Annotated in this window: 13 protein-coding genes, 1 tRNA gene and 2 pseudogenes; 3 read left to right on the forward strand and 13 right to left on the reverse strand. The window is 56.2% G+C overall.

The window, feature by feature from the left end; genetic code table 11:
- Positions 1–168: 168 nt before the first annotated feature.
- The 4 genes from NOR51B_RS00450 to NOR51B_RS00465 form a co-directional block, all read right to left on the reverse strand.
- Complete coding sequence (locus NOR51B_RS00450) at positions 169–2,169, reverse strand: tetratricopeptide repeat-containing sulfotransferase family protein (RefSeq protein WP_009018944.1); 2,001 nt, start codon at positions 2,167–2,169, stop codon at positions 169–171.
- Between the two features lie 20 nt (positions 2,170–2,189).
- Entirely contained in the window at positions 2,190–3,383 is a 1,194-nt protein-coding gene (locus NOR51B_RS00455; protein WP_050759377.1) for an alpha-hydroxy acid oxidase, read from the reverse strand.
- 444 nt (positions 3,384–3,827) lie between these two features.
- On the reverse strand, positions 3,828–5,441 hold the full coding sequence (locus NOR51B_RS00460; protein ID WP_009020597.1) for a sulfatase-like hydrolase/transferase: 1,614 nt from the start codon (positions 5,439–5,441) through the stop codon (positions 3,828–3,830).
- A gap of 89 nt (positions 5,442–5,530) precedes the next feature.
- Positions 5,531–7,804 (reverse strand): TonB-dependent receptor, encoded by a 2,274-nt coding sequence (locus NOR51B_RS00465; protein ID WP_195891455.1) that lies wholly within the window; start codon positions 7,802–7,804, stop codon positions 5,531–5,533.
- 418 nt (positions 7,805–8,222) lie between these two features.
- On the opposite strand from NOR51B_RS00465, the gene NOR51B_RS00470 reads away from it, so the two are divergent.
- The 3 genes and pseudogenes from NOR51B_RS00470 to NOR51B_RS15875 all read left to right on the forward strand — a co-directional run.
- On the forward strand, positions 8,223–8,519 hold the full coding sequence (locus tag NOR51B_RS00470; RefSeq protein ID WP_154647564.1) for a hypothetical protein: 297 nt from the start codon (positions 8,223–8,225) through the stop codon (positions 8,517–8,519).
- Positions 8,516–10,045 (forward strand): BCCT family transporter, encoded by a 1,530-nt coding sequence (locus NOR51B_RS00475; protein ID WP_040481449.1) that lies wholly within the window; start codon positions 8,516–8,518, stop codon positions 10,043–10,045. The genes NOR51B_RS00470 and NOR51B_RS00475 overlap by 4 nt, the downstream gene beginning before the upstream one ends.
- Positions 10,046–10,229: 184 nt before the next feature.
- Positions 10,230–10,384: pseudogene (locus tag NOR51B_RS15875) on the forward strand (transposase); the annotation flags it as partial.
- Between the two features lie 65 nt (positions 10,385–10,449).
- On the opposite strand, the gene NOR51B_RS00480 reads toward NOR51B_RS15875, so the two are convergent.
- From NOR51B_RS00480 to NOR51B_RS00515, 9 genes and pseudogenes are all read right to left on the reverse strand, one after another.
- Entirely contained in the window at positions 10,450–12,084 is a 1,635-nt protein-coding gene (locus tag NOR51B_RS00480; RefSeq protein ID WP_009019882.1) for an acyl-CoA synthetase, read from the reverse strand.
- Between the two features lie 22 nt (positions 12,085–12,106).
- A pseudogene (locus NOR51B_RS15600) lies at positions 12,107–12,358 on the reverse strand (IS3 family transposase); the annotation flags it as partial.
- 223 nt (positions 12,359–12,581) lie between these two features.
- Positions 12,582–12,672 (reverse strand) — tRNA-Ser (locus tag NOR51B_RS00485).
- Positions 12,673–12,726: 54 nt separating this feature from the next.
- Positions 12,727–12,927 carry a carbon storage regulator CsrA gene (csrA, locus tag NOR51B_RS00490; RefSeq protein ID WP_009019416.1) on the reverse strand — a complete coding sequence of 67 codons (201 nt, stop codon included), beginning with the start codon at positions 12,925–12,927 and terminating at the stop codon, positions 12,727–12,729.
- A 100-nt stretch (positions 12,928–13,027) separates the two neighbouring features.
- Positions 13,028–14,275, reverse strand: coding sequence for an aspartate kinase (locus NOR51B_RS00495; RefSeq protein WP_009020272.1), 1,248 nt, complete (start codon positions 14,273–14,275; stop codon positions 13,028–13,030).
- Between the two features lie 174 nt (positions 14,276–14,449).
- Positions 14,450–16,024: an alkaline phosphatase gene (locus tag NOR51B_RS00500; protein WP_040481452.1), complete on the reverse strand. Its 1,575-nt coding sequence runs from the start codon at positions 16,022–16,024 to the stop codon at positions 14,450–14,452.
- 175 nt (positions 16,025–16,199) lie between these two features.
- A complete protein-coding gene (alaS, locus tag NOR51B_RS00505) occupies positions 16,200–18,797 on the reverse strand; it encodes an alanine--tRNA ligase (RefSeq protein WP_009021130.1) in 2,598 nt (865 codons plus the stop codon).
- A gap of 27 nt (positions 18,798–18,824) precedes the next feature.
- A complete protein-coding gene (locus tag NOR51B_RS00510) occupies positions 18,825–19,178 on the reverse strand; it encodes a histidine triad nucleotide-binding protein (RefSeq protein WP_009018970.1) in 354 nt (117 codons plus the stop codon).
- Positions 19,179–19,191: 13 nt separating this feature from the next.
- Positions 19,192–19,377, reverse strand: coding sequence for a Trm112 family protein (locus tag NOR51B_RS00515; protein ID WP_009021135.1), 186 nt, complete (start codon positions 19,375–19,377; stop codon positions 19,192–19,194).
- Positions 19,378–19,400 lie beyond the last annotated feature (23 nt).

Consider the following 19,400-nt stretch of genomic DNA (forward strand, 5'->3'; position numbering starts at 1 on the left):
AAACGGTACGGGACGCCTACTGCTCGGCAGCGAGCGGACCAGGCTATGACCTTCTCCCCAAAAAGGCATATTGCCGGCTTTTTCGATTTCTGCTCGCGACGAACACGCTAGCATCAGACCGAAGGTGGGGCTTGGTCCTTATGGAAGCAGCAGCGGCCCCGCTTTTCGCTAGTTCTCCGCGACCTCAGAATGATGAGCCTCTATCGCCGGCTGAAGGATCCTTATGAGGTCACCCAGGAAAGGTTCGAAGGAACGCCAGGCATTGAGTCCGGAATGATAGATCGGTTGGCGAACCTGTTCGGAACTGGCGGTGCGCACGGCACGCTGCTGCGCGTGATACTCGAGACAGGACTCTTCGAAGGGCAGACCACAATATTCAAGGACACGGCGCAGTTCGCCCTCGAGGTCCCCAACCAACGCTTCATAGTTAACGCGCAAGACCCTGCCCGGAAGCACTGCATCCCAGTGCGCCATGATGTCGAGGTAACTAAGATAGTAGTTCCCGATGTCTTCGAAGCTATAACTGAATTCCTGACCCTCGGCAAAAAATTGCTTGTAATTGCTGAAGCAACACGCTGTAGGATGGCGTCGTATGTCAATAATTTTGGAATTTGGCAGCATCAAGTGTATAAGCCCGACGTGTCGAAAGTTATTGGGCATTTTATCAATGAAGTAAGGTGCTGAAGTCTGTCGCTGCTGAGCGGCGGACTCCAGATAATGCTCACCGAGTCTCGCAAACTCATCGGCCGCCATCTTTACAACATTGTCGGGATAGGCGACATCACCAACGCCCCGCGACAGCTCATGTACAATTCCGGGTATGTGTGCCAATTCCTTGGTTCCCTCAACCTGTGAATGTGCCGACAGGATCTGTTCGAGGAGTGTGGAACCGGAACGCGGTAAGCCGACGATAAAGATCGGCGCATCGTTAGCAGAACCACTGCCGGCGAGCCGCTCGAAAAGCCCAGGCGCGTAGACATCCCGGCAGGCGCGCATGCCATTCTCGAATTTCTCCGCTGAAAAGCGGCTTTGCCTGCGGCGCAGAGCATTTCCCCGGTCGTAGTGTTGAAAGGCCTTTTCGAAACGTTCCGCGTCTTCGTGGGCTTTGCCCAGGGAAAAACTCAGATGGATCCTGTCAGTATCGCGCAGCCCCGGGTTCGCTAGCGCTTCTTCCATTGCCGCTACCTCGTCCGGCGTAAAACGGTAGGTCTTGAGGTTCGCGAGGCTCCAGTACGCGTCGCCAAAGTCGCGGCGCAGTTCGTAGGCGCGGCGATATCGGGCGATGGCATCATCGCTCTGACCCACGGTTTTCAGTGCATGTCCGATAGCGACTTGAAAAGTCTCATCGGACTGCAGGCGTGGCTCAATACGACGATAGTCCTGCAACGCCTCCGTATAGCGACCCGTCGCCGTGCGCAGATGCCCGCGCAGCAGCAGCGCGGCGAGGTGTTCGGGTTGCAGGGTCAGAAGCCTACTCAGTTCACTGGCCACGCGCTGGTAGCGATGTCTCTTGAACAGCACCCCAGCGTATTCCATGCGCGCTTCGAGATTATCCGGCTCGACCTCAAGGGCACTCTCGAGTAGATACTCGGCATCGTCATAGACCTGACGCTCAACCCCGATTGCTGCCAGCAGGCGCATTGCGGAGACATCCAAGGGATTTGCTCGGAGGTACTCGCGGCAGATGACTTCGGCGCGGTCCATATCGCGCTCCGCAAGTGCGTGCCTTGCGCGCCGTAGAGGCACCGGCATACCGTCTAGTTCCGTTAGCTGAGCGCTTGCCCGCGCACTGAGCACATCATCACCAAGCTGAACGGCGAGGCGGAGCACCGACTGCCAGGCTGCGCGCAGCGTCGGATTACGTCTGACGGCCTCAAGGTAGCAATCCAGCGCGGCATGGGGCTGTTCTCCACGATCACGAGACAAATGCCCCCGCTCCTGTAGTGCCAGCGTAAAATTGGGAAACCGGTGTTGCAACTCATGAAGCCGTACAAGCGCCTCTTCATAGGAGCGCTGTAGGCGCAACGCTACCGCTGACAGATACCAGCCCTCGGCATTCCCCTCATCGCCCAACCGCACTTCCTCAGCCGAAGCGTAGGCAGCGGCAAAGTCGCCGGCTCGTAGACGCTCCTTTGCTTTGCTGAGCTGTTCGGATGCAGTTTGCGTCATCAGGAAACTCCGCTGCGATACTACTCGCTAGGATAAGTGTATGTCGACGTTGCTACCGGCTCGACGTTCGGTCGCTGGCTTTGGCATACCTCACTGACCGTTGCCGTACCGTATTGTCGCATGGCTATCTCCAATTCCAATTGCAGAATATCGAACGCATGCGCACTGCCATACCGGCCAATTGCCCCCGCAGCATAGTAAAAGGCTCGACCTGAGAACACCATGGGCGCGCCCAGGGTAATTGCTCGCAGCACATCCAGCCCGCTACGCACACCACTATCCAGCATGACTGGTACGGCACCCTGGACCCTGTCGACGATTGCCGGCAGACAGGAAATCGTCGGGCGCGCGGCATCAAACTGCCGGCCACCGTGATTGGAAACAATAATTCCGTCTGCACCGAGTTCAACAGCCCGCGCCGCATCGTCAGGCGTCTGGATTCCCTTGGCCACAATTTGGCCAGACCAGGCTGCGCGAAAACTCGCGAAATCCTCCCACGTTGTGATGTAGTCTGCCTCGTGCTCAAGCCGGGCCGCGGCCCCGGCCACGGATGCGCCCTTGGGAATATAGGGCATGAAGTTCCCCGGCAGGGGACGTGGGCGCTTCAGCGTCGACGCCACCCAGGAGGGTGACCGCATCAGGTCCCAAAGCAGCCTCAGGCTGGGTTTCAGCGGCAGCGTGAATCCATTGCGCAAATCCCGGTTACGTTTCGATGATTTGGGAACATCCATCGTCACGACGAGAACCTTGATGCCGCTCTCGCCGGCTCGCCGGATAATGTCCAGCACAATGTCGGGATTGCGAGACTGGACCACCTGCATCCAGGTGCTGTTCGGCGCTACTGCCGCGCACTCCTCCAGCGTCGCCAGGGATGACATCGACAGTATAAAGGGCGCCCCACGGGCTTCGGCCGCACGGGCTGTTTCTACTTCCGTGCCCGGATCCACAAGATCGACATAGCCACACGGGGAGACGCCAAAAGGTAGCGCCCACTGTCGACCGAACAGTTCTACACTCAGGTCCGGGTGATCGACCGACCGGCCGACCCGGGCCGGCAAAAGCACGTCTGAAAAAGCCGATGTATTTCTTGTGGGGGCACGCTCACCATCCGTCCCGCCGTCAAGAAAATCGAATAGGAATCGCGGTAGGCGCCTACGTGCACGTGCACGACAGTCGTCGATGGTCGGAAGTTGTTGTAGCAGCTTACTATTCATAAGTTCACTTGATTCATAGGTTTACTTGCTCCGGTAAAATCGCTATCGGCTCCATTGCCCGAAGGGCAGTAATTGATGCTCGCGTGCCCGGCGACGCAGAGCTACAACGTCCCGCCGCCGACGGTTTCGAAGATCATAGACTAAGAACTTTGCGGTTGCCCTGACAGTCAAAAAGATGAGCGTTCTACGTACTGGTCGCTCCCGGGCGATCGTTTGCGGTATGCGTAATGTAGTGACACTCGTTAGTGGTACTCGTTAAGGAGAAGCTCTGCCGACCTGCAAAAAAGGCGGATGGCGACTCGCTCAGGTCGTCATGGATCGGAAATCAATCGGCCCGCAACGGCGACGGGCGCTTTCGCTCCTATGATTCGCTTTGGCCGGCAAAAGTAGCAATGCGCGCCTGTATCCACTGGGCTACTCGCTTGTAGCGTCCCCTATAAAGTGCTAGCGGGGTAAATCGGAAAACCGTTCTTGCCTCTCCACAAAAGGCGGCCTCCAGTCCGTGAAAGTACTCTCAAAGTCTTCATTGTAATCCCAGTACATCATCAAAGCCTTGGCGGTGCCGCCCCTCCAGGGGTCGTACTTCTCGTTACTGAACTCAGAAAAGAAATCGGTAAGCCGACCATCGAGCCACACCAGCGTCGCCGCCTTATCGGGGTCATTGATGATGTTGTGACGTTCTCCAGGGTCAGACGCAAGGTGGTAAAGTTCTGATGGCTGGCCAAAGATCCGCTTAACGTACTTCCACTCGGAGGTTACGATGGCTCGGGTGGTAATGTATTCGAAATACGCAGCATCGTCCCACTCCGGTGACTCGCCGCGCAGCAGTGGTGCGAAACTTCGCCCCGGACTGTTGGCGATTTCTATATCTCCAAGACCAGCCAGCTCCAACACCGTTGGGAAAATATCGACCTGATTGATGATGTTCGCTGAGGTTTCAGGCCCTTCAGCGACCCTCGGGTCGTTAACAATGAGGGGCACCTGCAAATGCTCTCTTTGAGCAGTGAAAGGGCTCGCTGCTGAACTGTTGCCCCACAAACCATGCTGACCGAATGCAGCACCCTGGTCTGCAGTAAAAACGATAACGGTGTTCTCATTCAGGCCCTTCTTTTGTAAAGCCTCCGCCACGGCAGCGACGCCGTCATCAATCATGGTCACTTGTGACGCCAGGTTGATCATTGCTTCGTTGTTATTAAGCGCGTGGATAGTCTGCCACGCGTAGGAAAATTCGATCTTCGCCCCCAGATCACCGAGTTCCATCGGGTCCTCAATCAGCCAATCCCTATTTGCGGCCTGCTCAACAAGGATGTGATCCCCGCTGCTTGCCTCAATCGCGTAATTGCGCAGAAAGGGGTGCACGGGTTCCTGTGGAAAGCTGGGTACGTGCCTCCGATAATAGTCCGCGTGGCGATTATCCGGCTTGCGGGTGACTACTGGCGCGAGGCCATAGGGGCCATTATAGGCAAGGTACAGGAAGAAAGGAGCATTGGAATCCTGCTCCTCAATGAAATCCACCGCACGCCGTGTCCAGAAATCTGTCAAATGCTCATCTTTTACACGGTATCGCTGTCCGTTGTCGATTACCTCAAGGTCATAAAACGTGGTCGTGTGTCCCGAGGGCAGCACGACCCAGTAGTCGAAACCGATTTGCGGCGAGTCCGGAACGCCAAGATGGTATTTTCCAATCATCGCAGTTCGGTAACCCGCTTCGGACAGCGTTTGGGGCATGCTGCGAAACTCTTCGATGGCTGAGTAGTCTTCCAGATCGAAGACACTCGGCAAACCGTTATGGACACCATGCTGCGACGGCATTAGTCCGGTCAACAAGGACGCGCGCGTCGGTGAGCAAACGCCGCTTGCGGCGAACGCTCGGGTGAAGCGCGTGCCCTGTGAGGCAAGGGCGTCAATATTTGGTGTCCTGACATCCTCATTCCCATAGACACCTAACAGCTTGTCGCTCTGGTTGTCCGTTACGATGAGAATGATATTCGGCCGGTCATCGGCAACGCCTATCGGACTAATCAGCGCCAGAGAAAGTGCTGCAATGCATCTCCACACTCGGTTGATTATTCCGCCGACGGCTCTGCGCGAGTCCCGAGCCCCCGGCTTGTAATGAGCGCTCTCCCGAAACACGGTGACCTCATCAATCAAAAGTCGTACATAATGCGCGCGCCGATAGTTCGAGGACGGTTCGTAGTAATTCGCCGGTTATAATCAAAGTCGTTGATAAACAGTTCGGCACGCTCATCCGTAAGGTTGGTCGCGAACAGTTCGACTTGCCATTGACCGGAAATCACACCGGCAGCTGCGTTCACCAGCGTATACGCATCCATCGTCTGGACTGGACCCGTTACCGTGTCGAGCAGTGCGTTTTCCTGCTCGCCCGTATACGCTGCGGTTCCCTGAAAATACCCGGTCAGCGATTCCGTAAATGGCGCTTCATAGCGCAGCGTCAAGTTGCCAGAGAACTCTGGCGCAAACGGCAGCGGAGTCCCCTTTTCCGCGACGAAAACGTCGCTGACGCCGGGGGCTTCGAAGTCACTTGTGAGTTCAGCATTCAGCCAAGAGTAGGCACCTGTTAGGGTCAATGCCTCGCTTACGGCGAATGCGAAGTCCCCTTCTATGCCATAGATCTCAGCATCGGCTGTGTTCGTCATGAATGCAAAAGCTGAAACCTGCGAGTCGCTAAAGGTTTGCTGCAAATCTCCCCATTCCATGAAATATGCCGCGCCGTTGAACTGAAAACGCTGATCCAAAAAGGAAAGCTTCCATCCCAGTTCATAGTTGTCGAGAATATCGGGCTCGAATCCTTCGGGGATAACCACGCCTTGCCCGGCAGGACCTGACACACGATTGAAGAAACCGGGCCGGAAGCCCTGTGAAAACGTCGCGTAGTAGAGTGAATCCTCGGTAGGCGTGAAACTGACCGAAAGTTTGTAAATTTCATCCCTGTCGGTACGAGACTTATCCAGAGGCGGACCGCTCGGGCCGAACTGACCACCGACATTCCCACCCAGGCCGGAATCAATGTCAAACCAGCGCACACCGCCTGTAACTGCAAGCAGGTCTTCTATCACCTGGAAGGTGACTTCACCGAACAGCGCAAGCTGTTCTTCGGTGCGATCAGTATTGATCAGGAATGTACTGCCAAGCTGCCCAAGCACCCCGCCCCCGCCATCTGCGATCGCGACATCGCTGAACCCAGGGTTATTGTCCCCGGCAATGGCAAAGACGTCATTCAGCAGCCAGCTCGCTTTATTCTCCACATCAGAATCCTGATAGAAGACCCCGGCAACCGCTGATAGTCGACGATCAGAAGACGTCGACACACGCAATTCATGGGTTACACGATCTTCACGAACAGACCCTTGAGAGTAGTAGTCCTGCTGTGAGCAGGAAGCCATCACCTCGCCAGGTATAATCAAGTCTGAATAACTGGAGTTATAGCTGCACGTGTAGAAATCCATAAACGGACCCGCCTGCCCGTAGCCGGTGTAGTCAGTGGCGAAGTCGGTCTCCCTGTCGAGAAACGAGCCCGCATAGAGCACATCAAGCGATCCAACGCGGCCTTCTACAGTCAGGCTATACTGCTGGAATTCATCTTCGGACCGGTCGTCGTTAAAGCGTCTAACTGACAGCTCACCGAGGCGATCCTCATAATCAAATACTCCGTCTGTCTCAAGGGTTTGGCCAATTACGGCGCCTTCAACAGACCAATCGTCCGAGATATTGTAAAGACCAGACAGCCTGTATCCGACCTTGCTGACATCATTGAAGTCATCCCCGGCATACGCAGTGTTGGGCCCCTGAGTCAGGGTGTACCCAGGTCCAATCGTGACCGGGTGGTCATTTGTGCCGAACTCGTTATCGATATAACCCCCGTCCTGGAGGTTGTAGACGACGGCGCGTATCGCCGCTCGATCAGAGATCGGCACGTTGATAAAACCCTGCGTCAGGTTGTTAAGCTCTCCGTCCTTGGTGGAGGACAGCCGCCCCTCAAATCCGCCGTCGAATCCGGTGGGATCCGGCTTATTGGTAATGATACGCAAGGCGCCGGCCATGGAACTGGAGCCGAAAAGCGTGCCCTGAGGACCACTCAGCACCTCGATACGCGCAACGTCGTAAATGTGCACATCGAGATTCCGGTTGATTGTGGTCACCGGCTGTTCGTCCAAATATATGGCTACCGTCGGGACGCTGCCAGACTGGTTGGCAATCTCCCGCTGGTTAGCTGCGGCCACGCCGCGCATATACACATTGGACGCACCAGGCCCCTTGGAGGCAAACGAAACGTTCGGGAGAAGTTGTACGTAATCGTCGAAGTTCGCAATATTTTGATCGGAAAGTGTCGATTCCGTCAGTACGTTAAGAGAGATCGGCGTGTCCTGCAGCGAAGATTCGCGCTTCTGGGCTGTGACCACAACTTCCTCGAGTTTCTGGGCGTGCACCGCATTGGCACCTCCACCCGCTACTCCCGCCGCTAACGTTGCGCTAATTGCAAGCCTGACGTGCGAGCTCAAACGATTCTTCTCAATTATCATTCCGTTGTCTCCTTGAGCGACTACCTTTGGGGCTTAGTCTTGTGAGTCTTGTGTTTTGGTACCTACAGGATTAGCGCGTATTCACGCAACCGAATTGCTTTAATCCATACTTTGCATGATCGTATGGCACACATTTAATAATAGTCAAGGCTGATTATCATATTAGTGTGTTTTTTTGTTTATTTATTCACTTTTTAGTAATAGGGTGCATGAATCAGGGATGTGTACTCACAGGCGTAGCGCACCTCGATTGTGAACGCGCCGAAGCAAGAAAACTCGGATGGGGAGCAATGAGCGCATGACACATTACGACCAACAGATACGGCACGTCGCCTCAGGTGAACTCGCCTTCAGCGCCGTTCCACATGCCGAAATTATCGATCTGCCAGGGCTTACCGACGCAAGTACTGGCGTTAATAACGCAAATGAGCACACCTTTTTGATCCACACTCCGGAAATGTCATCGCAAGCGCCGATAGAGCTTCGAGGCGCCGTCGAGGATATCCTTACGGAGAACGCCACGATCGGGCGTGTTAAGCGCAGGGATCTCAGGCTTGAATCATCGAGGAAGGCATTGCTTGTGGGCGCCACATGATGAACATCAAAAACGTACAACCTAGAGTTTTCAACCCGGCCTTCGTGCCGATCGCGGTCACTGCCGTGCTGATTACGGCGATGGCACTCATTGCCCCCGACACGATGACCGCTGCAGCGCGGAGTTTCAGCACGCGCTTCATGGCCCGCTGGGATGTGGTGTACGTAAACACGTTTAGCATTCTCGTGGTTGCCGTATTTGCTATTGCATTTTCGCCTCTGGGCCGGATAAGAATCGGTGGCGCAGACGCCGTCACAGAGTTCTCGCGAACAACGTGGATTGGAATGATTTTCAGCGGCGCGATGGGCGGCAGTCTGATCGGCTTCAGTGTGTACCAACCCCTGGAGCATCTCCAACACGTGCGGCTACTCTTCGAGGGCGGCGCGAACGAGCAGGCAACCGCGAATGCGCTAGCCATCTATATGTGGGGCTTTCACGGCTGGGGGCCCTGGAGTCTCCTTGCTGCCGCGTTCGCCTACGCCAGTTACAACCGCAGCGACGCCTTCGGCTTCAAGGGCATTGCCGATGTGGTGATACCTGCCCCGTATCCGAAGTCCCGAACTTTCCTCGCCGGTATCAGCGACTACGCTGGCATCGTGTCATGCTGGTTCAGCAGTTCCGTGGGTCTGGCACTGATAACTCAACAGGTCGCCGGTGGACTGATTGATAGCTTTCAACTCGGTGCAACCACAAAAGTGTTTGCGCCCATCGTCTCGGTGGTTATGGCGGCCTGTTTTGTCGCCGTAGCGCTGACCGGCCTGAAATCCGGCATCGGACGACTCAGCCGCTACAACTTCATACTTGCGCACCTGTTCCTCGCAACCGTGTTCCTGCTGTGTAACCCCATTGAATTACTTTGGGGCCTGGTTTCTTCCGTCGTCGCCTACGGCAAACTCCTATTCACGCTCCCTTTCATTCTGACAGGCGCACAAGATGAAGCAGTGAGGGCGTTCCGGCTGGTCTGGCCCGCGTCTTACATGCTCTGGTGGCTGGGCATGAGCGTAATCATTAGCGCCTACTTCGCCAAAATTAGCTACGGACGAACTGTCCGCGAGGTTCTGCTGGTCATCACGGTAGTCCCCACGGCGCTGATCACCATTTGGTTTGGGGTCATGGGTAATGCTGCAGCCGCAATCCTCGAGCAGGCGCCACAGCTGTTCGAGGATCTCAGCGCGTCTCAGGCGGTGTACACCTTCTTGCATCAACTGCCCGCAGGCGATGCATTTGCAGGGTTTGTACTTCTGCTATCGGCACTATTTTTAATCACAACAGGCGCGCCAATGATCTACGTGCTTGCAGAATTCATGTACGAATCGGTCACAACGCCTTCCCGGGGTACGATACTCCTTTGGGGCGTTGCCCTGGGAACGACCGTAACCGTGGTGTCAGCCCAATCCGGCATCACTGCCATGCAGGAACTCGCGATCTCCGTGTCGATCCCCTTTTCATTCGTGTACCTGGCACTGATGATCTTGTTTCTCGCCAGGAGCGCAGTGGATCGCCTCCGGCGACGTTCAGAAGAGTAGTTCCATTTTTGAGTAAAGAGGGCACTGCCAACTTAACTTTCGTTGAGGAGCTGGGCCGACGTCGGTTGTTTGGACCTCCCCTGGTTTGTGGAGATTTCTAGCCTATTCTATGAGTAGAGATGGGAACACCATGAGCAACCAGCGATAAACACCGGAATTCAAAGACGAAGCCGTTTACCAGGTCCTGGAGCGCGACTATTCAGTCGCTGAAGTCAGCGAGCGTCTCGGTGTATCTGCCCACGGCCACATAAGTGGGTCAAAGCGGCAAAACCCGATAAATCCGCTGAATTGGATGCAGAGCTCAAAAATGCCAAACGGGAGATCCTTACGTTGCGTGCCTGTCGTTCGATGTGCCCTCTCCCTTTAAGGGGCGCCCTAACCTGCCAACGAGTTGATGGCCTGCATTATTTACCATTCGCTAGCTGGCGTAGGACATACTTTTGAATCTTGCCCGTTGATGTCTTCGGCAGGTCTGTGAAAATCACCTTTTTCGGCATCTTGAAAGATGCAAGCTTGTCTCGGCAGAAGTCGATAATGTTCTGTTCAGTAACCTCTTCCTTGTCAGACTTTAAGGTTATGAAAGCACAGGGAACCTCGCCCCACTTCCCATCCTGCATCGCAACGACTGCAGCTTCCAGCACAGACGGATGACGAAAGAGCACGTCCTCCACCTCGATAGAAGAAATATTCTCACCCCCGGAAATGATGATATCTTTGGAACGGTCCTTGATTTCGATGTAGCCATCTGGGTGCCAAACAGCGAGGTCCCCCGAGTGAAACCAACCACCGGAAAAGGACTTTGCGGTCGTGTCGGGATTTTTGAGATAACCTTTCATGACTAGGTTGCCGCGCATCACCACTTCGCCCAAAGTCTCGCCATCTCTGGGCACAGGCTCGAGCGTCTCAGGATCAACCACCATCAGCCCTTCCTGCATGGGCGCGCGTACCCCTTGCCGCGATTTAAGGCGAGCCTTTTCTGCCGCACTTTTTTCATCCCAATTATCCTGCCAGGCGCAAACAACGCTTGGACCATAGGTCTCCGTGAGCCCATAAACGTGCGTCACTTGAAAGCCCATCTGCTCCATGCCCGCTATCACTGAGGCGGGCGGAGCGGCACCGGCAGTCATCACCTTGACCTCATGGTCTATGCCCGACTTCATGTCGCTGACAGCGTTGTTGAGCAAATTGAGCACGATGGGAGCAGCGCAAAAATGATCCACCCTTTCCCGGCGTATTGCATCGAAGATATGGTCCGAGCGCACATGACGCAGGCAGACACTAGTACCGGCCGATGCCGCCAGCGTCCAGGGAAAACACCAGCCATTGCAGTGGAACATGGGAAGGGTCCAAAGGTATACGGGGTGATGACCCATATCCCAGCACACCAGATTGCTGATAGCATTCAGGTAAGCGCCCCGGTGGTGGTAGACCACCCCTTTCGGATCGCCGGTGGTACCGGACGTATAGTTCAGCGTAATCGCTTCCCATTCATCTTCTGGCATCTGCCAGGCAAAGTTCGGGTCGCCTTCACTGAGCAGCGCTTCGTAATCTTTCTCGCCGATGAGTTCTCCACCTTCGAAAAAGGGATCATCGATATCAATTACGAGCGGTTTTTGATCTAGGCCGCTCAGGGCACGCTGAACCACTTCCGAGAACTCGCGGTCCACCAGCACCGCCTTGGCTTCGCCATGTTTAAGAATGAAACTCACTGTTTCGGCATCGAGGCGGACGTTGATTGCGTTGAGCACCGCGCCCGCCATGGGCACCCCGAAGTGCGCTTCAAACGTTTCAGGAAGATTTGGCGCCATGAGGGCTACCGTATCCCCTCCTCCAATACCCCGTGAGCTCAGCGCGCCCGCAAGCCGGCAACAGCGAAGATAGACTTCCGCCCAGGTGCGGCGAAGACTCTGGTGGACTATCGCCGTTTTATCAGGATAGACCTCAGCAGAGCGGGCGAGGAAGCTCAATGGAGAGAGCGGTGCGTAGTTAGCTCTGTTCTGCTCAAGCTCCACTGAATAGATGTTATGGCTCTTCATCATCGGCTCTCCCGCTTCCTACCATTCATTGTGACGCCCTAGTTCTACCCCATTTCCATGGCGGGTTTAAAACGCCTGAAAACTTCAGGTCTTGTCTAGCCACTCTTCTTCGCATACGAGGATTATCGAACCGCTCGATCTAGTCAAATATATCGGCTCTAACGATATCCAACGTCCGATATTTTGTGTGGTGAGTGCGCTCCCGTTTCAGCACGCCAAAGAAGGTTTCGCGGGCCGGGTTGTCAACACAATAGCCAACGGCGCCCATTGAGCAAACCGGACTCTTCATCATCAACAGGGTTTAGTGAATATCGGTGCATCCCCCTTTAAGTGGGGAGAGCCGGAGAGCCGAGGGATATATTCGAACAGCCTTGGGGGCGGCGTCGCAGGCTCCGCCGTCCAAAACGCTCCTTTGGTCGCGTTTTGTCGAACCGGAGGCTTCGTCCACACCGCCTTATCAGCAGACACAAAAAAGGCCCCGTTGGGGCCATTTTTGTGTCTGGCGGAGAAGGAGGGATTCGAACCCTCGATACGCTATTAACGTATACGCCCTTAGCAGGGGCGCGCCTTCAGCCACTCGGCCACTTCTCCAGAGGTCGCGTAGGCTACCACACCAAAACGCGATGCAAAACCGCCGTTGTGCAGTCAGTCAGAAGAATTTTGCTCGGGGTCGGTGTCGGCTTCGGCGTCCTGAATTCGGTTAAGAATTTCCTCGCGGTGTACCGCCACGTCTCGGGGTGCCTTAACGCCGATTCGCACCTGGTTTCCCTTGACGCCCAACACGGTAATCGTGACGTCATCGCCGATCATCAGAGACTCGCCCACTTTTCTTGTCAGTATCAACATCGCGCGCGTCCTTGTGTCGATGTTCGGTGTCGATGTTCGGGGCTGTCTATCCGCTACTGGCTGCGGTCAGACTGCCAATCCGTCGGTATGCGTTCTGCCGTCAGGCGTTGGCGTATCCAGCCAATTCAGGGTCGGCATCCAGTTCAAAGGCCGAGTGCAGGGTGCGCACCGCCAGCTCAAGAAACTTCTCCTCGATAATAACCGAGATTTTGATTTCCGAGGTACTGATCATCTGTATGTTAACACCGACCTCAGCCAGCGCCTTGAACATGATCGAGGCCACTCCAGCATGAGAGCGCATGCCCACGCCGACCACTGAAACCTTCGCGATTTTGGGATCAACCCGCAGCTCCGCGGCACCGAGCTCTTCGACGGTTCGCTCCAGGATCGCACTGGCCCTGGGCAGATCACCGCGGCCTACCGTAAAGGTAAAATCGGTCTTACCCTCTTCACCGATGTTCTGAAGTATGACATCCACTTCGATGTTGGCCTCGCCAATGGGACCGAGTATTTGATAGGCAACACCCGGCGTATCGGGTACACCCAATACGGTCAGCTTGGCTTCATCACGATTAAACGCAATACCTGCAATTGTTGGCGCTTCCACGTCTAACTCATCCTCCATCGTGATCAGGGTGCCCGGACCCGCTTCGAAACTGCTCAGTACTCGCAGCGGCACCGAATATTTCCCCGCGAATTCAACCGCACGAATCTGCAGGACCTTGGACCCCATACTGGCCATTTCCAGCATTTCTTCAAAAGTGATTTTTTCCAGTCGTCGCGCACCGTCGACGATACGGGGGTCCGTGGTGTAAACGCCGTCGACATCGGTGTATATCTGGCATTCGTCGGCCTTGAGCGCAGCGGCGAGTGCCACCGCGGTGGTGTCCGAGCCACCCCGACCGAGGGTTGTGATATTGCCGTGCTCATCGGTGCCCTGGAAACCCGCCACCACCACCACGCGCCCGGCGTTGAGGTCGGCGTGAATACGGGCGTCATCGATACTGCGAATGCGAGCCTTGGTGTGCGCGTCGTCGGTAAGAATTCGCACCTGACTACCGTTGTAGGACTTGGCGTCGATGCCACGCTTGTGCAGCGCCATCGACAGCAGCGCTGTCGTCACCTGCTCACCGGTGGACACCAGCACATCCATTTCCCGGGGGGTGGGCTGCTCCTGAATCGCGTTGGCGAGCTCAATCAGCCGGTTGGTTTCCCCCGACATCGCCGAGACCACAACAACCACGTCGTGACCGTCGCGGCGGAAACCCGCCACTTTCTCGGCAACATTGTCGATACGTTCGGTGGAGCCCACCGACGTCCCGCCAAATTTCTGTACGATTAAAGCCATGTAAGAACAGGGGGTTCGGAATTAAGAAGCGGCGTATTTAACACGATACCCGACGATAAAAAAAGGTGACAAAAGCCACCTATGAGAACACTGCGGTCGAATTTATCCGAACGCAGGCGTGGTCTTTATTTCGAAACGTAAAGCACCGCTCCGGTTTGTACCCCGCCTGATCAATCAACGGTCCGCGAGCGCCGCACTGGCTGCAATGTCGAGGCCCACCGCCGCATTGACGACGTGGAATATATTACTCTGTTCCTGCACGCCCGAGACCGCGGCCGCACCGGGGCCAATGGCATAAACGGCGACATCTTCGCCCCCGTGAGTTTCAGCCTCCGTGGGCACCAGCGCAGTCTGATGGAATCCGGGAGCGGTGGTATCCACATCCGTAAGATCCACACGTCCGGTAGACGGCGGCTGCTCGTAGGCAACGTCGGAATTGGTTTCACCACCAAAATTACGAAAGCCCAATCCGTCGCGATACCCGAGGGTTGTGTACGGTAGGCCGTCTTCCGCGAGCGCGGGTTGTTCCTCCCCGGGCAGTACCACCTTCCCGAGAATAGGATTGCCGCGACGGGGATAACCGCCCATGGTTAGCGTATGGCTGTGGTCTGCGGTAACAATGATCAGAGTATTGGCAGGGTCCAAACGCTCGACAGCCGCTTTCACCGCCCGAGCCAACTCGATGGTTTCACCCAGTGCACCAGCGGCATTACCCGCATGATGGGCATGATCAATTCGACCCCCCTCCACCATCAGAAAGAAGCCGTTCGTATTTTTCACAAGACGCTCCAGCGCAGCCAACGTCATGTCCGTCAGCGAAGGCTGCGCATCGGGCCGATCACCTTCGTAGTTCATGTGAGAATCACTAAAGAGACCAAACAGCGGACCGGTCGGTGGCGCCGCAAGCAGCGTTTCCCGGTCGGATACATAGTGCCCATCAGGGTTTTCCTCCAGCCAGAGACCAACCAGATCCGCGTCGCCACGGCGACCGCTGCCGCGCTCAGAGCCCTCAACCGGTAGGAAATTGGCGCGCCCCCCACCGAGCGCGATGTCAATGCCATCTATGCGCGCCTCCGGATAACGTCTCGCCAGTCGTTGCCGAAAATCCACAAACTGTCGGGCGATGTCGCTGCAACCCGCCGCAAGCGCCTCGGCGGGTAATGTGCTGTCATCCTCCCAATCCCGCTCTACCGAGTGGGCATAGGTTGCCGCCGGCGTGGCGTGGGTCAGTCGGGCAGTAGAGACTAAACCCGTCGACTTGCCGGCAATTTCGGCAAGTTCAAGCGCCGTCACCAGGCCATTACCCTCTGCACTACCGCAATCACCGCGGCGTACATCCTCGTCGATACCAAAGACACCAAAGTCGGTTTTCACACCGGTCATCATTGCGCTCATGGTGCCTGCCGAGTCCGGCGTCTGCGCATCCACATTATACGTCTTGGCCAATCCAGTGAACGGAAAACGCTCAAAGGACAGCTGGTGTTCCTCGCCGCTCATACCCGCGCGTTGGCCGGCAAGAATACGCGCCGCGGTCACCGTTGATATACCCATGCCGTCACCAACAAACAGCACCACGTTCTTTGCCACGCCGGTCGGCGCGCCGCGGGTACCGATCTCATCCCGGCCTTGCCGATACCAGGGGTTGTTCTGCTGATGCTCAGGAATCACCGACGCCGGCGGGAAACTATCCGTGCCGCAACCGGAGAGCAGTGACAACACAGTGCAAATAACCAATAAAGTACGCGTCATGGATTCTCCATAGAGAGTTTCGGAGGCGTCTGAACAGTGGGCCTACACACGGCCATTGGTGGCGCTGGATCTCCTTTCATACAGTCACCATCGTGTCCGTACCGTCTGCGGACAAAAAGTCAGCGAACAGCCTACAGTGTTACAGCTACCCCTTAATGAAAAGCGGCGTCAATCGTCACAGCTGTGATTGCACCCAATTGGGAAGATCTGCAAGCACCGCGGGCAAAGCCGCGACATCGCTGCCACCACCCTGGGCCATATCGGGGCGTCCACCGCCCTTCCCACCCAGCCGACCGGCGAATTCGCGCATCAAATCACCGGCTTTGACCTGTTTCGTCAACGCCTTACTCACACCGGCAACCAGCGATATTTTTTCGCCCTCGACAGCGGCGAGTAACACCACGGCATCGCCAAGTTTGTTTTTGCATTGATCGAGGGTCTCTCGAAGTGTGGCGACATCGGCGCCGTCGATAGTCGCCGCCAGCACCTTGATACCACCGACATCCACCGCATCCGCGGTGAGATCACCGCCGGAAGCGCTGGCCAACTTCTGCTTGAGACGAGCGACCTCCTTTTCAAGATCCCGGGCCTCGCTGCGCAGCGCGGTTACCTTATCGACCACAGTATCGGCGCGCGTCTTGAGCGCCTCGCACACCGCATCGAGTTGGGACTCGCCGGCAGCAAATGCCGCCAGTGCCCGGGCACCAGTCACAGCCTCAATGCGCCGCACCCCTGCGGCTACACCCGACTCGGCAACGATCTTGAGCACACCGATGTCGCCGGTTCTTTCAACGTGAGTGCCACCACAGAGCTCCACTGAAAAACGGTCGTTGCCCATTGTCAGAACCCGGACCGAATCGCCGTATTTTTCACCGAACAGAGCCATGGCGCCGGCGTCCATCGCCGCGTCCATCGACATGTTTTCGGTGGTAACCGGGGTATTTCCGCGGATCTGCTCGTTGACGATATCGCTAATCGTTGACAGTTCTGTCTTGCTCACCGGCTTTTCATTCGAAAAATCAAACCGCAGGCGTTGAGAATCGACCAAGGAGCCTTTCTGGGTCACGTGCTCGCCAAGTACCTGCCGCAATGCGGCGTGCAGCAGATGGGTTGCCGAGTGGTTGAGTCGAATCTGCTGGCGCACCGACACGTCGATTTCAGCACGCACAGAGGCATCTGTGGCCAGCGTACCCGACAGGATTTTGACGTGATGCAGGTGGTGACCCTGAGCTTTGGTGGTATCGCGAACCTCTGCCTTAACGTCATTGGCACTGAGAAAACCCGTATCCCCGACCTGGCCACCGCTCTCACCGTAGAACGGGGTACGATTAAGCACCACAATGCCGTCATCGCCTTCTTCAAGTGTCGATACCGCGTCCCCATCCTTGAGCAAAGCCATCACGGTCGCCTCACTGACCCCGCTGTCATAGCCGGTAAACTCGGTTTCGCCCTCAAGCGCCACCGTGTTGCTGTAGTCAACTTTAAAACTGCCGCCCTCCTGGGAACGTTTGCGCTGCTCATCCATGGCCGCTTCGTAGCCGTCGAGGTCGAGGGTGAAACCGCGCTCCCGGGCAATATCGTTGGTCAGATCCACCGGGAAGCCGTAAGTGTCGTAGAGGCGGAATACCAGCTCGCCTGGAATCACGGTGCCCGACAGTGCGGCCAACTCACCATCGAGTATCGAGAGTCCGTTATCGAGGGTGCGCGCGAACTGGTCCTCTTCGTTGGCCAGCGCCGAGGCTATCCGCGATTCACTGTCGCGGAGTTCGGGGTAGGCGTCGCCCATTTGCGCCACCAGTTCGGGAACCAGCGCGCTGAAGAACGGGCCATCCGCGCCCAACTTGCTGCCATGTCGAATCGCGCGGCGAATAATTCGCCGCAGGACATAGCCACGCCCTTCGTTACCCGGCAGCACGCCATCGGCCACAAGAAAACAACAGGAGCGTAAATGGTCAGCGATCACGCGCAGCGATTTGTGTTCGAGATCGGTGACACCCAGGCGCGCCGCGGTGGCCGCAATAAGCGCCTGGAAGAGATCGATTTCATAATTGGAGTGAACGCCCTGCAGGACCGCGGCGATACGCTCAAGACCCATCCCCGTGTCTACAGAAGGCGCGGGCAGCGGGTGAAGCGTGCCATCAGCATCACGGTTGAATTGCATGAACACCAGATTCCAGATCTCGATGTAACGATCGAGGTCATCGTCTTCGGAGCCCGGCGGCCCCCCGGGCACGTCGGCGCCGTGGTCGTAAAAAATTTCCGAGCTCGGGCCGCAGGGACCGGTATCCCCCATTTGCCAGAAGTTGTCCTCATCGAGCCGGGACAGTCGATTGGGATCGATACCGATCTCGTCGATCCAGATCGCCGCCGCCTCATCGTCACTGATATGTACCGTAATCCACAGACGAGCCTTGGGCAGTCCCAATACTTCCGTCAAAAATGTCCAGGCGAACTGAATAGCCTCGCGCTTGAAATAATCACCAAAACTGAAGTTACCCAGCATTTCAAAAAAGGTGTGGTGCCGAGCGGTATACCCCACGTTTTCCAGGTCGTTATGCTTGCCACCGGCGCGAACGCAGCGCTGTGAACTGGTGGCGCGGGTGTAATCGCGCACCTCAAGGCCTAAAAAGGTTTCCTTGAATTGATTCATTCCCGCATTGGTAAATAGCAGCGTCGGATCGTCGTGGGGCACCAGTGAGCTGGAGGCAACACGGGTATGCTGCTGCGACTCGAAGTAAGACAGGAACGCTTCGCGAATTTCAGCGGTTTTCATGCAGTAGTTCTCAAAAAGTAAGGGGCGTTAAAGATCACCGGCGGTATCCGCCTCGTCCATAGGTTGTCCGGCAAGGATATGTAGATGAAGGTGAAACACGGTTTGCCCGCCGTCTTCACCGTTGTTAACGACCAGACGAAAGCCATCGCCCACACCGAGTTGCTGCGCCACCCTGCCCACCACCAGCATCAGATGCCCCAGCAACGCCTGATGCTCAACATCGGCATCAACCAATCGCGGAATCGGGGTCCGGGGGATAACCAATACATGGGTAGGCGCCTGCGGACTGATATCGCGAATAACCACACACTGGTCGTCCTCGTAGAGAAAGTCCGAGGGAATTTCGCCACGGGTGATCTTGCCAAAAATGGTGTCCGACATTCTCCGACTCCCGTTAACGCAGCTTTTCGTCGGCGGTCAGCAGTCGCGCCTCGCTTTCCAGCATGGCGGGAATATCATCACGGATGGGATACGCAAGCCCACTGGCCCGACAAATGAGCTCCTGCTTTTCTTCATCGTATTCCAGCGGCGCCTTGCTCACCGGACAGACGAGGATTTCCAGTAATTTTCGATCAAGCACAAGCAACTCCTGCTTTTTTGTGG

The organism is Luminiphilus syltensis NOR5-1B (assembly GCF_000158175.1).
In the GTDB taxonomy this organism is placed as follows: Bacteria; Pseudomonadota; Gammaproteobacteria; order Pseudomonadales; family Halieaceae; genus Luminiphilus; species Luminiphilus syltensis.